Origin of the sequence: Pseudoalteromonas sp. SCSIO_11900, from assembly GCF_000576475.1 — a bacterium.
Taxonomy (GTDB): domain Bacteria; phylum Pseudomonadota; class Gammaproteobacteria; order Enterobacterales; family Alteromonadaceae; genus Pseudoalteromonas; species Pseudoalteromonas tetraodonis.
The window spans coordinates 248,521-264,212 of sequence record NZ_KK070025.1; the positions used below are offsets into that span (position 1 = coordinate 248,521).

Sequence of the window (15,692 nt, forward strand, 5' to 3'; positions counted from 1 at the left end):
TTACATTTGTGTAATTGTTGCTGTGTTACCATCACCAAGTTGAGTGACAGAGAATGTACTGTTAAAGCCAATTGCGCTACCTTCAACAGTGTTGTAGTTACCGGTTTGAGTAACAGAGAATGAAACGTTTTCACCGCCTAATAAAAACGGTGAATCTCCAGTTCCACCTACCCAGTTACCTTCGCCTTGCTGTGCAATATCAATAGAGTGATTACTGCCTTCTACCATTAAGTCAATAACGTTAATATCACCATTTTGAGCAATATCAATTTGGTTTGCGTTACTATCAAGGATACCCGCTAGTGTAACAATCGCCTCGTTTTGATTACCGACTTGATTAACATCAATATCGTTATCGTTTGAAGTGAGAGAAACATCAGGGTATGAAGACTGCACTAAAATTGCGTTTTCATCGCCACCTGATTGGCTAAGATCAACATCGTTACCGCTACCATTAAAGTTAGCTAAATGAACCGAGTTAAAATCACTAACCTGGGTTACTGTAAATTCATTATTTGAACCAATGACACCCATGTATGCTTCATTAGTGTTACCAACTTGCATTGCTGTAAGCTCATTGTTATCGCCCATTAGCTCAGTAGTCGCAAGGTTTTCATCACCAATTTGATTAACTGTTACTTCATTGAATGAACCGTCAAAAAGACCAGACTCAATAGCATTATTCGAACCTTCTTGGTCTAGTTTTATTTCATTATCATTACCAGCAATATCAGTGAATGTAACGATGTTACGTGAACCATCTTGGCTAACGTCAATCTCATTTTTGTTACCGCGTAATGAGCCTACTTTAAATTCATTCCAGATGTCTGTTTGTTCAATTTCAATAATGTTTTCATCGCCTGATAAGCTAAGTACTTCAAATTCTTGCCACATACCAGACTGAGATGAAATAATTTCGTTACCATTACCTCTCATGTCCATGTTGTAAAACCAGTGACCGCCATTTCCTTGTTCAACGTCAATATTATTATCGCTACCAGTGATAATATTGATTGATTCATTGTTTTGAAATAATCCTTGGCCGAATTGAGAAACATAAACGCCGTTGTTATCACCCGTTATGCGTGTGATGAACCCATTAGCAACACCATCTTGAGCATAAGTTTGTTGGTTGTTATCACCTGTTGTTTCAACTTCGGCGTAATTACCATTTTGTAATTGAGCTATTTTAACATCGTTGTTGTTACCGATTTCAGTAGCTAGTGCAGTATTGCCATCGCCATCTTGAGAGACTAATGCCGTGTTGTCAGAAAATGATTGGTTAACTGTTACAGCATTCTCAATACTTTTTACAGATACTTTAGCTGCAAGCTCAGAAGTTGAACCCGCTTTTGTTTCTGTGTTTGCGTTTGCTGTAAAGCTGGCGCCCATTGCAATTGCAATTGCACAGCTTAAAAGTGATTTATTCAATTTCATTATTATTCTCCTTGAAAGATAAAATAAAATACCTTGATTATTTATTAAGTTTTAAAAAGGTATTTTCGTTGCAGCATGCCGTGCTGCCATAATGTGTGATTAGCTTTTTATTCTTAAACGTAAAATGCTGTTTTAAATATGAATTAGGGTTTGGTCATTAGTACTTGTTAAGGTGGTTTGCCATTCACTAATTCATAACTGCTCAGTCACTATATTCTTCAATGAGTTCATTTTGAATCATCTTTTTTAATGGTAATTTAAATTCATAAATTTCAATTACTTACTCGTTTAATTTGTGTTTTCTATCTATTTACATAAAAAAACCAGTAAAAAATAATTAGTTAATTACATGTTAAAAATAAGTTGTTTAATTCATTAAAATGGCTGTTATTAGTGTTTTTTTACTGTATTTCTAGTTAAAAATAATGGTTTTGTTCCTGATTTTGTTTTTTTTACTTGAGTTAGTGACTGATTACCCGTTTTCTTAATGCTTGCCACGTGATTACTTAAATTCATAAACGTAAATATTTCGCTTAGTAAAGCTAAGTTAACTTAATTACGGATAAAACAATGAAAACAAAATTATCTATTATTACACTTGCACTTTTACCTTGTTTAGCTGCGGCTAAATTGCCTGATGTTAACAGTACAACTCAAAAAGTAACTGCGAGCAGTGACTCGATTATTGTTAAATATAAAAAGAATGCTTCGCCGGAAATGCGTAAGCAAGCTCGTTCGTTAGTAAAAGCAAAAATATCAGATCTAAATAACGATGAAGTTGATGATAACTTCACTTCGTTGTTTTCTGGTCGCCTTGCTAAATTTAAAGTATCAGGAATGAGCGCTAAAGAAGCAATTGAGCGCTTAAAATCGCATCAAGCTATTGAGTATGTTGAGCCTGATTACCGAGTGAGCATAGCAAGTGCAACGAATGATCCTCGTTTTGATGATTTATGGGGCTTAAATAATGAAGGCCAAACTGGTGGTACTGCTGATGCAGATATTGATGCGCCAGAAGCATGGTCAATTTCAACTGGTAGCCGTGATGTTGTTGTAGGTGTTATTGATACCGGTGTAGATTATAGTCACCCTGATTTAGCTGCGAACGCGTGGGTAAACAGTGGTGAAATTGCTGGTGATGGTATCGATAATGACGGTAACGGTTATATTGATGACGTTCACGGTATTAATGCAATTACTGATGTTGGTGACCCGATGGATGACCAAGGCCATGGTACACACGTATCAGGTACAATTGGTGCCAGTGGTAACAATGGTGTCGGTGTTGTTGGTGTAAATCATGATGTTTCTATTGTTGGTTGTAAGTTTTTAGCCGCAGATGGTACAGGTTCTACCTCTGGTGCTATTAAGTGTATCGATTACATGGTTGGCCTTAAAAATGCGGGTGTTAATCTGCGTGTGTTAAATAATAGCTGGGGCGGCGGTGGTTTTAGCCAAGCGTTAGCTGATGCGATTACGGCTAGTGAGCAAGCTGATATTTTATTTGTTGCTGCTGCGGGTAACGATGCGGTTGATAACGATCAAAATCCACACTACCCATCTAACTATGAAAACGACAACGTATTATCGATAGCAAGTACTGATAGCAGAGATAATATGTCTAGTTTTTCTCAATGGGGCCTAACAAGTGTTGATATGGGCGCACCTGGCTCAGGTATTTTGTCGACCGTTCCTGGTAATAGCTATGCTACTTATTCAGGTACATCTATGGCAACACCGCATGTAGCTGGTGCTGCTGCACTTGTACTTTCAGTTAATCCTGATTTAACAACACTAGAGCTTAAAGAATTACTTATGTCTAGTGGTGATGCTAATGCAGCATTAAATGGTAAAACGGTTGCAGGTACACGCCTAAATGTTAATCAAGCGCTAATAGATGCTGATCCAACTCCAGGCTTTAAATTATCTGTATCTCCGGTTTCTCAGCAAGCGACTGTAGGTGATACGGTTACTTATACCTTTACGATTGGTTCAATTTCACAATGGGATGGTGACGTTTCACTGGCTTTAGCTTCAGATCTTTCAGGTGCATCACTAAGCGCAACTACTGCTCGTCCGGGCGATGAAGTTGTTCTAACAGTTGCAACTAACAGCGATACTCAGTGGGGAAATTACGACTTTACTGTAACTGCGACATCAGACGAGCAAGTTAAAGAACAAACTGTTAGCTTAATGCTTCAACCTGCTGGTTTAAATGACTTTACTTACAGCAGTGATGAAAACATCGCTATTCCGGATAATTCTCCAGAGGGCGCAAGCTCGGTTATTACGGTTGCTGATGATTTAACTATTTTTGGCACCACTGCTGATGTAGATATTACGCATACTTGGTCTGGTGACTTAGTACTTACGCTTATTTCAGCGCAAGGTACAGAAGTAACTTTACAAAGCAATGAAGGTGGCAGTGCAGACGATATTGTTAAGTCATTTACATCAAGCGTATTTAATTCTGAAGTGGCAACTGGAGATTGGACACTTCATGTTGAAGATACAGCTGGTGCAGATACGGGTAATATCAATGGTTGGTCACTTACATTTAGCGCTATCGGTGAGGTAAGCCCACAACCACCACAAGCTGGCTTTAGTGTTTCAGCACAAGGTTTAACTGCTACATTTGTAGATACAAGTCGTGATGTAAATGATGACATTTCACAGTGGAGCTGGAACTTTGGTGATGGTTCAACATCAACAAACCCAAATCCTACACATGTTTACGCTCAGTCAGGAAGTTATGAGGTTGAATTAACCGTAACGGATAGTGAAAATAACTCAGATACATTCACTCAAACAGTGGTTGTTAGTGATGTTGAAATTGAATTGAGCTTAAAACGCGCTAACAAGTCACGTCTTGATACTATGCGTGTTGAGTTAAACTGGGCAGAAGTAGGGGCTGAGTCACTTAGCTTATACCGAAATGGCGAACTAGTAGATACCGTATCGGATAATGGCCGTTACCGTGATTACGTACGTAAAGCAACATTACCGGCATACGACTACCAGTTATGTATATCTGAAAACGTATGTTCGAATATTATTACGGTTTCATTTTCTGAATAAAACGTTTACCCCTTAGACATCCAAAGCCCAGCAATGCTGGGCTTTTTTATGGAATATCCCTTCTTAACTTTATAGTTATAAATGATTAGTTGATTTTATAATTTAACTATTTTGTATGTTTTTTGTGCATTGTTTTCTTGGTATTTACGATATCCATGTTAAGTTTGTACCTGAAAGGTAAAAAAGAATGAGTATAAACATTGTTAATGGAGGAGCCAATGAGCTCACGTAAAATAATAACAAATGCCTTTAATCTAAGTGCTTTATTGTTAAGTTTTCTTAGTTTAAATGTACACGCGTCTATTGATTGCAGTGCGTTAGAACAGTGGCAAACAGGCCAGACACACGTTGCTGGAGATCAAGTGCAAGTGCAAGCGTATGAAGCTAGCTGGTGGACACAAGCCAATCCAGTGGAGAATGCTGGTGATTATAAAGATTGGAAAATTCTGGGTGCATTTGACAACGCTGTCATTAAAATGAAATTCCCTTAATTATCGAGTTAATGCCAGCAGACGGTTTTCAACTAACCGATAAAGACAGCGTTGTCGTATCGACGCAAGCAATTGATAACGATGGAGAGGTAACCACCGTTGAGTTTATTGAAAAATATGGATTTGACGGCGTTGATATTGATTACGAATACCGATCTTCAATGAACGACTCAGGTCACCCCGATGATTTTCCTATTTCCAACGCGCGCCGTGCAGAATTGAATGCCTCATACCAAGTGCTAATGAAAAAAGTACGTGAAGAGCTATATCGTGCAGGTGAAGCCGCAGGTAAGCACTATTTACTCACTTTTGCGTCTCCATCTTCTGGTTATTTATTACGAGGTATGGAAACCTTTCAAGCGGTTAAATATCTGGATTATGTAAACATTATGTCTTACGACTTACATGGCGCATGGAACTCACATGTAGGGGACAATGCTGCCTTATTTGACACCGGTTTAGACTCATAATTAACACAATGGAACGTATACGGCACTAAAGAGTTTGAAGGGATTGGTTATTTAAATACCACGAGCCAGGCGTAACCGATGTATGGTTAGCACTTTAATGTAAAACCTTAATGTTAGATTTTATATAAAGCAGCTTTCGAGCTGCTTTTTTTATCGCGAACAGTCACTTTTATTGTTCAAAACAAGGCTTTATTACTAATAATTAATCCATTGACATCAGCATACACCCAATCACCGGTATTAATTGTGGTGTTTAACATATTAACCGGGTGATCTTTGGCACCTAAACCGCGCTTAGTGGTGCAGCGCGGCGTAGCGCCTAGTGCCATCACGGGTAAATCAAGCGTGGCAAGAATTTCAATATCGCGGCAGCAACCATTAATAATAATGCCTTGCCAGCCATTTTTTAGGGCTCGCTCTGCAATCATATCGCCAATGAAGGCAAAACGTTTACTAGCAAAGCCATTCACAACCAACACTTTGCCTTCACCATTTTCATGTAATATATTGCCAGCAAATGAGTTATCGTCTGGGCAGGTGACAGTCACTACTTGACCATAAAAGAGAGTTTTATTACCAAAGTGTTGCAAGCCACTGTCAGCGACTTGCACATGGTCGCGATGTTCATCGTATAAATCGGGCGTAGTAAACTGTGTCATTGAGGGCATCCTTGTTTTTTGTAAAGCCACGTAGGCCAACGGCAGTACATTTAAAGTAGTAATAATGTTTATCGTAGGCTAATTAATCATTCAGGTGTAGCTATTGTTGCAAATTGGCGTATAGATTTTAGTCGCAATATAAGTACTTTTAACGTTTTTTAACGCTTTTTTATAAGTAACTTATGCTGTTACTTAGTTTTATTTTTTGAATAAATTTGATTTTGCCAGAGCATTAGCCAAACGTCTCATTGTTGCGTGCTTTTTCATATGCTACGTTCAATTGTTATTTTAAAATTTGGGCTGTAATACTTGGCCCTATACACACATACAAAAAGAGAAGCGTGCTTTATGATCATCTTTTTTATTTGCCTAACTATTTTAATTTTAGGCTATAAGTTTTATAGCCCGTTTGTTGAAAAGCAAGCGGGCATGGATTCAACGGTCGACACACCACAAAAACGCTTTAGCGAAGGTGTTGATTACGTTGCAATTCACCCTGTTCGTGCATTTTTGATTCAATTTTTAAATATAGCAGGCGTAGGCCCCATATTTGGCCCAATATTGGGTGCATTATATGGTCCGGTTGCGCTTGTATGGATTGTGCTTGGTAATGTTTTGGGTGGCGCTGTACACGACTTCTTCTCAGGAGTAATGAGTATAAAAGAAGACGGTAAAAGCTTACCGGAAATAGCTGGGCACTACTACAACGTTGTATTTAAAGGCTTTATGCTTATTTTTACTGCGATGCTACTATTTTTTGTTGGTGTTGTATTTATTATGAGCCCGGCAGGATTATTAAGTAACCTTGATATATTTAAGGATACAATATTTGCAAATAATACCTTTTGGGTTTTGGCCATTTTAGCTTACTACTTTTTAGCCACGTTATTACCCATTGATAAAATCATCACTAAGTTTTACCCTATTTTTGGTTTGTTAATGATCGTAATGACAGTAGCTATTGCGGTATCACTGCTAATAAACGCACCGCATTTACCAGTAGCGGGCGACTTTTTAGCATACTTTGAGGCTGATCACGCTCATGACTTCTTAGCACCAAATCCTGATGGACTGCCCACTTGGCCGCTGCTATTTATAACCATTACCTGTGGTGCTATTAGTGGTTTTCACTCAACGCAAGCCCCTATTATTGCCCGTTGTTTAACCAACGAAAAATACGTACGCCCAGTTTATTATGGTGCGATGATGTGTGAAGGCATTGTAGGTTGTGTTTGGGCATTAGCGGGTATTGCTGCATTCCCTGAAGGCTATGCGGGTTTAAAAGCTATGCTTGATCTTGGTGGCCCAGGTTTGGTGGTTAACCATATTGCAAACAGCTACTTAGGTGTATTTGGCGGTATTATGGCAATTATTGCTGTTGCTGTTTTCCCTATTACCTCAGGCGATACGGCGTTTCGTTCACTGCGCTTGACTGTGGTTGATGCGTTTAGTATTCCGCAAAGTTTACGTAATCGTTTATTGCTAGCAATCCCTATTTTAACCATTGCCTACTTTATGACTAAGCTCGATTTCTCTGTGATTTGGCGCTACTTCGCATTCTCAAATATGCTGCTTTCTACCAGTGTGTTGTGGCTTGCGACCAAGTACTTATTTGACCGTGGTACATTCCACTGGATCACTAGTATACCAGCAGTAATCGCTACAGCAGTGACCTTGTCATACATAATGACCGCGGCAATAGGGTTAAACTTATCAAGTGATTTAGGTAAACCGATTGGTGCAGCGGTGGCTGTTATAGGGTTTATTGTATTAGCTGTTGTGCATTCAAAGCATAAAGTGCGTACGGCTTAATAAATCGTAATCTCAAAAATGTAAAAGCGAGCCTTATGAAGGCTCGCTTTTTTTATACTTGATCGCCAATCGCTAAAAAGTGGCTTGTTCGAAGTAGCTGATATCATCTAGGGTTTTACTAATCATCATCGCACCCTCTAATAAGCTCACTGTTTGTATTGCCGCGCGAGCAGGGTTTTCTTCACCATTCGCAGCGTGTGCTTGGGTTAACCAGGCTAAGTTTTTAATGAAAAAGCGTTTTACTTCATCGCGCACTTTATCAGGAAGGCTGTCACTTTGTGCGCCAAGTAAGCCACATAAGCACATTTTTTTATCAATAACTAACGCGTTTCTAAATAACTGAGTGTAAATATCAATAGGGTTTTTACCGTTTGCTTTGTGTGCCTCTGGTTCACCAAGTACAGCGATAAAGGCATCGGTATATTGATGCGCAAGCTCTGCACCTAAATCAGCTTTAGTTGGAAAGTGATAATGCACACTGGCACTTTTAATACCAACTTCACTGGCCAACTCTCTAAAGCTAAAATTGCTATAGCCACCAAGTCTAACTTTATTTTCTGCTGCTTTTAACAGGGCCGCTTTTTTTGTCATTTTAAACTTCCTTCATATCGCTGCAAAAATTATCAACCAGTAGGTAGTTATTTTCAAGCTCTTTTATTTTTAGTTTGCAAAGGTCGAGATCTTAATATAAGTCACCTATTAGGAGGTAGGTAATTTATTCTTGCCAGTATTAGTTCAAACTGTGGTAAAAATATAAAGAGATAATTATGAAAATTTATGACGTAGAAAACTTTCCTAATCCATTACGTGTACGTATTGCGCTTGCTGAAAAAAGGCGACTGATAAAGTAGAGTTTGTTGCTGTCGATTTATTAAATGGTGGCACCGTACTGAGGCTTTTTTAACTAAAAACCCTTAGCAGGCGTACCTGTTTTAGAGCTAGATGATGGAACGTTCATAACAGAATGCACAGCGATTACTGAATATATTGATACCGCTTTTGCAGGCCCTTCATTAACCGGTGTTGAGGCAAAAGAACGCGTGGTGATTAATATGATGCAAAAGCGTGCGGAGTCTATGGTGCTTGATGCTGTAGCCACTTACTTTCATCATGCAACGGATGGTTTAGGCCCAGCGCTTGAAACCTATCAAAATGTTGCTTGGGGAGAAAAGCAAGGTGAAAAAGCGCGCCAAGGCTTTGTTTATTTTAATACAGTGTTAGCCAACTCTGCTTATGTTGCCGGTGAGAATTTTAGTGTTGCAGATATTACTTTGTACGCCGGTCTGGTGTTTGCAGGCTTTGCGAAAATTGCTATTCCTAGTGAGCTATCACATTTAATTGCATGGCAAGAAAAGGTCGCTCAACGTCCAAGCATTGCCGCTTAGTTATCAATTTATAATATAATTTGGAGCCACTAATGAAAATTGCAGCTGATTTTAGCGAACGTGTTGTTGTACATAGCGAATCGTTAGAATGGATAGCCTCACCGATGGCGGGTGTTGATAGGCGTCCACTTGATAGAGTGGGCGATGAGGTTGCACGCGCAACCAGCATTGTACGTTATGCGCCAAACAGCCATTTTTCTGCTCATACACATACCGGCGGTGAAGAATTTATTGTGCTTGAAGGTGTTTTTCAAGATGAACATGGTGATTTCCCCAAGGGTTCTTATATTCGTAATCCGCCTGAGTCAAAACATACACCAAGCTCTGAAAACGGGTGCGTTATATTTGTAAAATTATGGCAGTTTCAGCCAGAGGACACAGAGCATGTTCGCTTGCAAACTAATACCATGTGCAGTGTTCCTCACCCTGAGTTTAGTAATGTAAATGTAGCTCCTCTTTATAAAGATGCCTTTGAAGAGGTGAGTATTTTAGCATTTGCACCTAACAGTGAAATATCGTTAAACGCCTTAGGTGGGGGCGAGCTTTTAGTTCTTGAAGGCTCGCTTGAAGAGCAGGGCGATACATTAGTAAAGCACAGCTGGTTAAGAGTGCCGCTTAACAGCGAAATTAAAGCAACAGCAGGCAGTGAAGGAGCCAGAGTTTGGCTTAAAATCGGTCATTTAACAGATGTTGAAAACCAAATAGCACGGCTTAAAAATGCATAATTAAGCATTTAATTAAAATGGGCACAATAAAAGTGATGTGCCTGTTTTTTGATCTACTTCACTATTGGTTACTAAGCTATCACCTATACTTGATGCTCATATTATTGCGGAGTTCGGGTTATGGTAAATTTAACACACGGCTTATCTATTGGTATTGAGCGCTCTGGTTGCGAGTTTTTTTTAACCTTAAAAGCCATAGGCACACTCACTCATAAAGATTATGAAGTGATCACACCGATGATAGACTCTGCGCTTGGCGAAGTTAAACATCCTATTGTTAATGTACTCATAGATGGTACTGAGCTTGATGGCTGGGAACTTAGAGCCGCATGGGATGATTTAAAACTTGGCTTAAAACACAACAAAGAGTTTAAAAAAATAGCCATATACGGCAACAAAGACTGGCAATCTACCATCGCTAAATTAGGCAGTTGGTTTCTATCAGGTGAAATTCAATATTTTGAGAACGCCACTGCGGCTTTAGAATGGTTAAAAAGTAATGATGAAGAAGCGGATGCTTAAATAAAGGCCATAATCGGCCTTTATTTTTAAAGTATTTATACCAATTCGCTTAATTAAGTGATCTATTTTGAGGCAGGAAAAACGTGTTGATAGCTAGGCAAAAAGTTTGCTATTTAGTTGTTCAAAATGAGAATTTTTTAACGCAGATAGCGACACGTTTAGCCCCATAAAATGATTAAGTATTATTGCGGATTGGTATTATACCTCTTGAAGTGTAGGTAATGCGGGAAATGCCCCCTTGGCTAAGCAGGCTTTAGAGCCACAGCGCAAACCAAAATTTAAAGCGTGTTTTACTAGATGCTCATTATTAATTTTTTCGATGAGCAGGCTATTTTCATCGGTGTGATTTAAATAATATAACACGCCTGCAATAAACGCATCACCGGCACTGGTAGTATCCACAGCATTAATGATTGGCGCCGATTCGTTTAATATAAACGCCTTATGGTAAACCGTTGCCGGTGCAGGGCCATCGGTTAAAAATACCAATTTAACACCTATATTTAAAATAGATTGTAAGTAATCATCAGGTGCATGCTGTGTTTGCTCAGCTAAAAAGTTCAGCTCATCACGCGATAGCTTAACAATATCGCAATAGGCATAACACGCGTGTACATTGTGTTCAATGTCATTGCTATTTTGCCACAAGCTATAGCGTAAATTTACATCAAAGCTAACGAGTTTATGGTTGTTTTTAGCCAGCTTTAAAGCACACACGGTGGTGTTTGCAATGGCTGGATTGGTTAACGTGTTGGAACAAAAGTGTAGGGTACTCAATTCATCCCATTTGATATGGTTTAAGTGATCACTCGTTAACAGTAAATCGGCGGTATTGTGGCGATAAAAATTAAAGCTGCGTTCACCGGTTTCATCTAAACTCACAATAACTACGGCCGTTTGAGAGTCTTTAATCGTAAATAAGTACTCTGTACTTACTTTATATTGCTCAAGCGATTTACTTAATTGCTTAGCAAAGTAGTCATCACCCATACCGCCACAAAAAGCAGCCTTGCCGCCTAACTTTGCATAACCTACCGCTACATTGGCAGGGGCACCTCCTGCAATGGGCAAATAAGCACTGTTTTGAGAATCTTGTGGCAGCATATCAATAAGTAGCTCGCCAAGGCTAAGTAATTTGGTCATAGTGTAAATCCTAAAAAACCCAGCAGAGCTAGGTCAAAATTCAAGGGAGAATTATTAAAACTAATTAAAGTTAGTGTAACAATCGCTGAAAAACATAGCTTCAGCGTTTGTTACACTAAAGATGGTTAGTTAAACGCGTATTTAAGCGTTATTGATGTTGTGCGGCCATTAATAGTACGGGCGCGAATAATGTTATTATCTGGAATTGAGCCTTCTTCAGCTTCTGTAATACCTACCGTATCGAATAAGTTATTTACATTAAGTGCAATATTAAGGTTTTCAGATAAATCGTAACTTACAAAGCCATTTACTTGAGTGTAACCGTCAAATTTAAGGTCGTTATTGTCTTGAGCGTAAGCATCAGTAGTACCAATAAAGTTGACACCGGCAGCACCTTTATCAAAGCTATAACGAGCCATTAAAGAGTAGATTAAATCAGCTTGGCGGCGTGGCGTATTACCTACCACTTCAGGGGTAAGTGCATCCTTAGCAATTTCTGCATCAGTCCATGTTAAGTTACCACGAAAATCCCATGCATCGATGAAGTAAGTTGATTCAATTTCAATCCCTTTTGCTTCGTACTCACGGTCAAAAAAGGTTTGCGATGTTGCTTCAAAGTTTTGCTCTTCTGTTTCTGCATAAAACGCGGTTGCAAAAACTGAGAGTGAATCAAAACGTTTTTTAACCCCAAATTCATACTGGTTTACTTCATCAACGGCATCTTCATCAGCAACCGAACCATCAGCGCGTACTTTACCAAATAAAAGTCGGTCAGCATTTGCACGGCCACCTTTACTCAATCGTGCAAATGTCGCAAGGCTTGAGTCTATTTGGTAGTTAGCCCCAATTGAATAGGATGCATAATCCCAATCGTAATTTACTGGGCTAGCATTTGCGGTATCAATGCCTGCTACATTTTGTTCAGGAACTGAAATCACTCCATCGCGATTCATATCGACCGTTGAGGTAACGGCACCTGCATAGTTGCCGCGTGCTTCACCACTATCGTAACGAGCACTGGCGTCAATACTTACATCCCCCACTTTTGTTGAAAATGAAACGTACGGAGCGCGGGTATCGTATTCTGTATCGTAATCACGCTGACAACAGTTACCCCAAAAAGGCGTTCCGTATGCATATAAACCATTTTCAGAAAACTCTGTACCATCAGCAGCTGTTACATTTAGTAGCGCCGCATTATCGCCTTTAAGCTCCATTAGGTAAGAGTTCCATAACCATGACATAGCAATATTTTGCGTTGAAGCGTAGTAACCAAACGTAACGCTTGTATCATCGTTTAGTGATTTAGTTAGTTTGAAGTCGTTCACAATAGAGTCAAAGTCGTTCATTGTGACGTCAAACGTATGAATACGCATGGCTAAATCGTCATTAAATGCAGCCCCGGTATTTGCATTACTAAGCGTTGCACCTGCGCCGCCAATACTTTGTGCAATAGCAGTCGCGCTGCCTACTTCAGCAGGAATAAGTGAATTAAAGTTACCGCTCACAGAGGATTTACGAAAACGGTTTTCAATACGCCAATCGTTATCTAAGTCAAACACGGCTTCAAAACCCACTGAGTCAACTTGCGGGTTCATACCATCGCGAATATCGCCGCTACTAATTTGATTTTCGCCATTTAAACGTACTGTTTTAGTAAATAATGCCGAATGCGGGGTATCCGATTGTGCGTCAAACCCTGGGATTGAGTCACCATTTGCATACATTGGCATTGGTAAGTAACCCACGCTTTTGTCATCTAAATGTTTGTAATAAAGACGCACGTAACCGTTTTCAAAGTCTTTTGTAAGGTTGGCTTTAATTTGCCCACCTTTATTTGATGTGTAACCTGTTTCACGCGGGCCTTCACCTTGGCGCACAAAACCACCTACATGAAAACGTACGCTATCACTAAGGTAAGTGCCGTATTCAAAGTCTGTACGAATAGTGTCGTAATCAAGGCCCAGTGTTGTAGAAATACTGCCTGATTCGTTTTCACCATTTTTAGAAATAAAGTTAATTATGCCGCCCGGTGCATTACTTGCTGCAGTCGAGGCCGAACCACCACGAATTGATTCGATAGTTTGTACGGTATTATCTAGGCGCATAAATATATCAGCGTTACCAAAAGCAATATCACCGTATTGCATAACGGGTAAACCGTCTTCTTGTAATTGTAAAAACTTAGCACCACCAGAGGCCACAGGTAAGCCGCGTACAGCAATGTTTGCGTTACCTTCACCGCCGGTTGATTCTGAGCGTACGCCCGGAATAATTCTAAACGCTTCAGCAGTTGAACGGGGTGTAGATACTTCAACTTGAGCAAGCGATAGGCTGCTCACTGATGAGCTTGATGCCATAATGGTTGTACGACGTGGTACACCGGTTACAACGATAGTCTCAAGACCTTTGTTAGCTTGCGCTTGTGTGTTTTGCTCTTCTTGTTGTGCATAAACGCCTTGGCTTACAGCCAGCGCTAAAGCACTCATTAAATATAAAGGTGTGTTGTGTGTTGTCATGTGAACGCCTCGTTTTGTGAGCCCGAAGGGGTTGTTATTTTTACTTAATCGATTAAGTAAAAATAACAAATCTTTTACAATAAGCAAATTATTTTATTCTTTATTTGCTGTTTTTTTACTCATCTATTGATTTATATAGTGTTTTTTTAGCACCCAATTTGTTGATTTACTCAGTTATTAGGTTGCTCTCTTGTAAAGCGCTGGCTGATGGGTCACGGAAATAGTTAAAAAGCATCGCTAAAAATAAAATAATGGCAAAGCCGGTTGCAAGATAAAAACCATAACGTACATGACCAAAGTAATCGCTGATCATACCCATAAATAAAGGTGCTAATGCGGCTGAAAGTGCAGTGAAAAATAATATAACCCCAGCAACTGCGCCATGTTGTTGTACCGGGAAGCACGATATTCCTTTGGAGTTTAAGGTCGGGTAAACCATCGACATAAATAACCCTGAAAGCGGCAATAAACCAACAGCCCAATCAACGCCACCGACTAAAGTACCCACATAACATAATGCGATACCTAAACTTAAGTAAGCCATAACACCTTGCCAGCTATAGCGGTTTAATAACCACACCGCAATAAAACGACCTGCGGCACGCAGTATAAAAAATATGGTGAGTGCATAGGTTGCCAAAAGGGGCCAAGAGCCCGTGTAGTCTTTTAACAGCGTCGGCATCCATACATAAATGGCAACCTCGGTTGCAACATAAAGCGCAATGGCGAGCGAAAAGCCAAGCGCGTAGGGGTTTTTTATCATTTTCATGGTGGTAGCAAGTGAAGCGGGCTTTTCAGTGCTTTTAACAACGCTCGGATACTCTGCACGCCACGCTAAAAACGCTAAAATTAAGCACATAATACCGGCAATAATATATAAATAAGTCCAACTTACATTTTGTACCAGTAATACACCAACAAGTGCAGGCCCAACAATGGCACCAATACCAAAAAAGCCTTCTACTTTGTTCATGGTTTTAGTGTGCTCTGCGTTGCTATGAGAAATATCACCTAATAACGCTAAAGCGCCGGTTTTAAATAAGCCAATAGCTAAGCCAATACAGCAAAGCAAAAAAATAAAAAATATAAAGCTGCTACTAATGGCAAATAAAAAGCAACTTGCAGAAAATAGTAATAACCCAAGCATAATCGTTTTTTTACGCCCGAGGCTATCGGCTAAAAAGCCTAAAAATAATCCGCTAAAGGCAATGAGTGCCATAGGCGCATAGTGAAATGCGCTGGCTTGGGTCATGCTTAAACCAAATTCAGTTATGAGCTCGGGAATGATCATGCCAACGGCATCGGAGGTCATGGCAAACATAAAAAACATCATATATGTGAGCCAGCGAATTTGTTGCAACGGATCGCTGCTTACGTGTGTGTGTGATTTTGTCATGTGCTTTTCCTCGTTAAATGCGTTCTTAACACCCAGTAAGTCAGTCAGTTACTGA

11 protein-coding genes and 2 pseudogenes are annotated in these 15,692 nt (G+C 39.6%); 7 read left to right on the top strand and 6 right to left on the bottom strand.

Annotated features, from left to right (window positions below):
• A complete protein-coding gene (locus BG00_RS15370; RefSeq protein ID WP_036983771.1) occupies positions 1–1,437 on the bottom strand; it encodes a curlin in 1,437 nt (478 codons plus the stop codon).
• Positions 1,438–2,007: 570 nt separating this feature from the next.
• Here BG00_RS15370 and BG00_RS15375 point away from each other — a divergent pair.
• The 3 genes and pseudogenes from BG00_RS15375 to BG00_RS18300 all read left to right on the top strand — a co-directional run.
• Positions 2,008–4,515: a S8 family serine peptidase gene (locus BG00_RS15375; protein WP_036983773.1), complete on the top strand. Its 2,508-nt coding sequence runs from the start codon at positions 2,008–2,010 to the stop codon at positions 4,513–4,515.
• Positions 4,516–4,733: 218 nt separating this feature from the next.
• Positions 4,734–5,006, top strand: coding sequence for a hypothetical protein (locus BG00_RS18295; RefSeq protein WP_069439123.1), 273 nt, complete (start codon positions 4,734–4,736; stop codon positions 5,004–5,006).
• Positions 5,007–5,098: 92 nt separating this feature from the next.
• A pseudogene (locus BG00_RS18300) lies at positions 5,099–5,536 on the top strand (glycosyl hydrolase family 18 protein); the annotation flags it as partial.
• A gap of 116 nt (positions 5,537–5,652) precedes the next feature.
• Here BG00_RS18300 and BG00_RS15390 read toward each other — a convergent pair.
• Positions 5,653–6,135, bottom strand: coding sequence for a putative 4-hydroxy-4-methyl-2-oxoglutarate aldolase (locus tag BG00_RS15390; protein ID WP_036983776.1), 483 nt, complete (start codon positions 6,133–6,135; stop codon positions 5,653–5,655).
• Between the two features lie 348 nt (positions 6,136–6,483).
• Between BG00_RS15390 and BG00_RS15395 the strand changes: the two genes are divergently transcribed.
• Positions 6,484–7,947 carry a carbon starvation CstA family protein gene (locus tag BG00_RS15395; protein WP_013463008.1) on the top strand — a complete coding sequence of 488 codons (1,464 nt, stop codon included), beginning with the start codon at positions 6,484–6,486 and terminating at the stop codon, positions 7,945–7,947.
• A gap of 72 nt (positions 7,948–8,019) precedes the next feature.
• On the opposite strand, the gene BG00_RS15400 is transcribed toward BG00_RS15395, so the two are convergent.
• Positions 8,020–8,538, bottom strand: a complete 519-nt coding sequence (locus BG00_RS15400; protein ID WP_036983777.1) for a TetR/AcrR family transcriptional regulator — start codon at positions 8,536–8,538, stop codon at positions 8,020–8,022.
• Positions 8,539–8,714: 176 nt separating this feature from the next.
• On the opposite strand from BG00_RS15400, the pseudogene BG00_RS15405 reads away from it, so the two are divergent.
• From BG00_RS15405 to BG00_RS15415, 3 genes and pseudogenes are all read left to right on the top strand, one after another.
• Positions 8,715–9,332, top strand: a pseudogene (locus tag BG00_RS15405) (glutathione S-transferase).
• 32 nt (positions 9,333–9,364) lie between these two features.
• Entirely contained in the window at positions 9,365–10,057 is a 693-nt protein-coding gene (locus tag BG00_RS15410) for a cupin domain-containing protein (protein WP_036983779.1), read from the top strand.
• A 120-nt stretch (positions 10,058–10,177) separates the two neighbouring features.
• Positions 10,178–10,579, top strand: coding sequence for a SpoIIAA family protein (locus tag BG00_RS15415; protein ID WP_036983781.1), 402 nt, complete (start codon positions 10,178–10,180; stop codon positions 10,577–10,579).
• A gap of 198 nt (positions 10,580–10,777) precedes the next feature.
• On the opposite strand, the gene BG00_RS15420 is transcribed toward BG00_RS15415, so the two are convergent.
• The 3 genes from BG00_RS15420 to BG00_RS15430 form a co-directional block, all read right to left on the bottom strand.
• Positions 10,778–11,722, bottom strand: a complete 945-nt coding sequence (locus BG00_RS15420; protein WP_036983782.1) for a carbohydrate kinase family protein — start codon at positions 11,720–11,722, stop codon at positions 10,778–10,780.
• A gap of 125 nt (positions 11,723–11,847) precedes the next feature.
• The gene (locus BG00_RS15425) at positions 11,848–14,241 is read right to left on the bottom strand and encodes a TonB-dependent siderophore receptor (RefSeq protein ID WP_036983783.1); all 2,394 of its coding nucleotides are present in this window, start codon (positions 14,239–14,241) and stop codon (positions 11,848–11,850) included.
• A 166-nt stretch (positions 14,242–14,407) separates the two neighbouring features.
• Positions 14,408–15,637 (bottom strand): MFS transporter, encoded by a 1,230-nt coding sequence (locus BG00_RS15430; RefSeq protein ID WP_036983784.1) that lies wholly within the window; start codon positions 15,635–15,637, stop codon positions 14,408–14,410.
• Between the last annotated feature and the right edge of the window lie 55 nt (positions 15,638–15,692).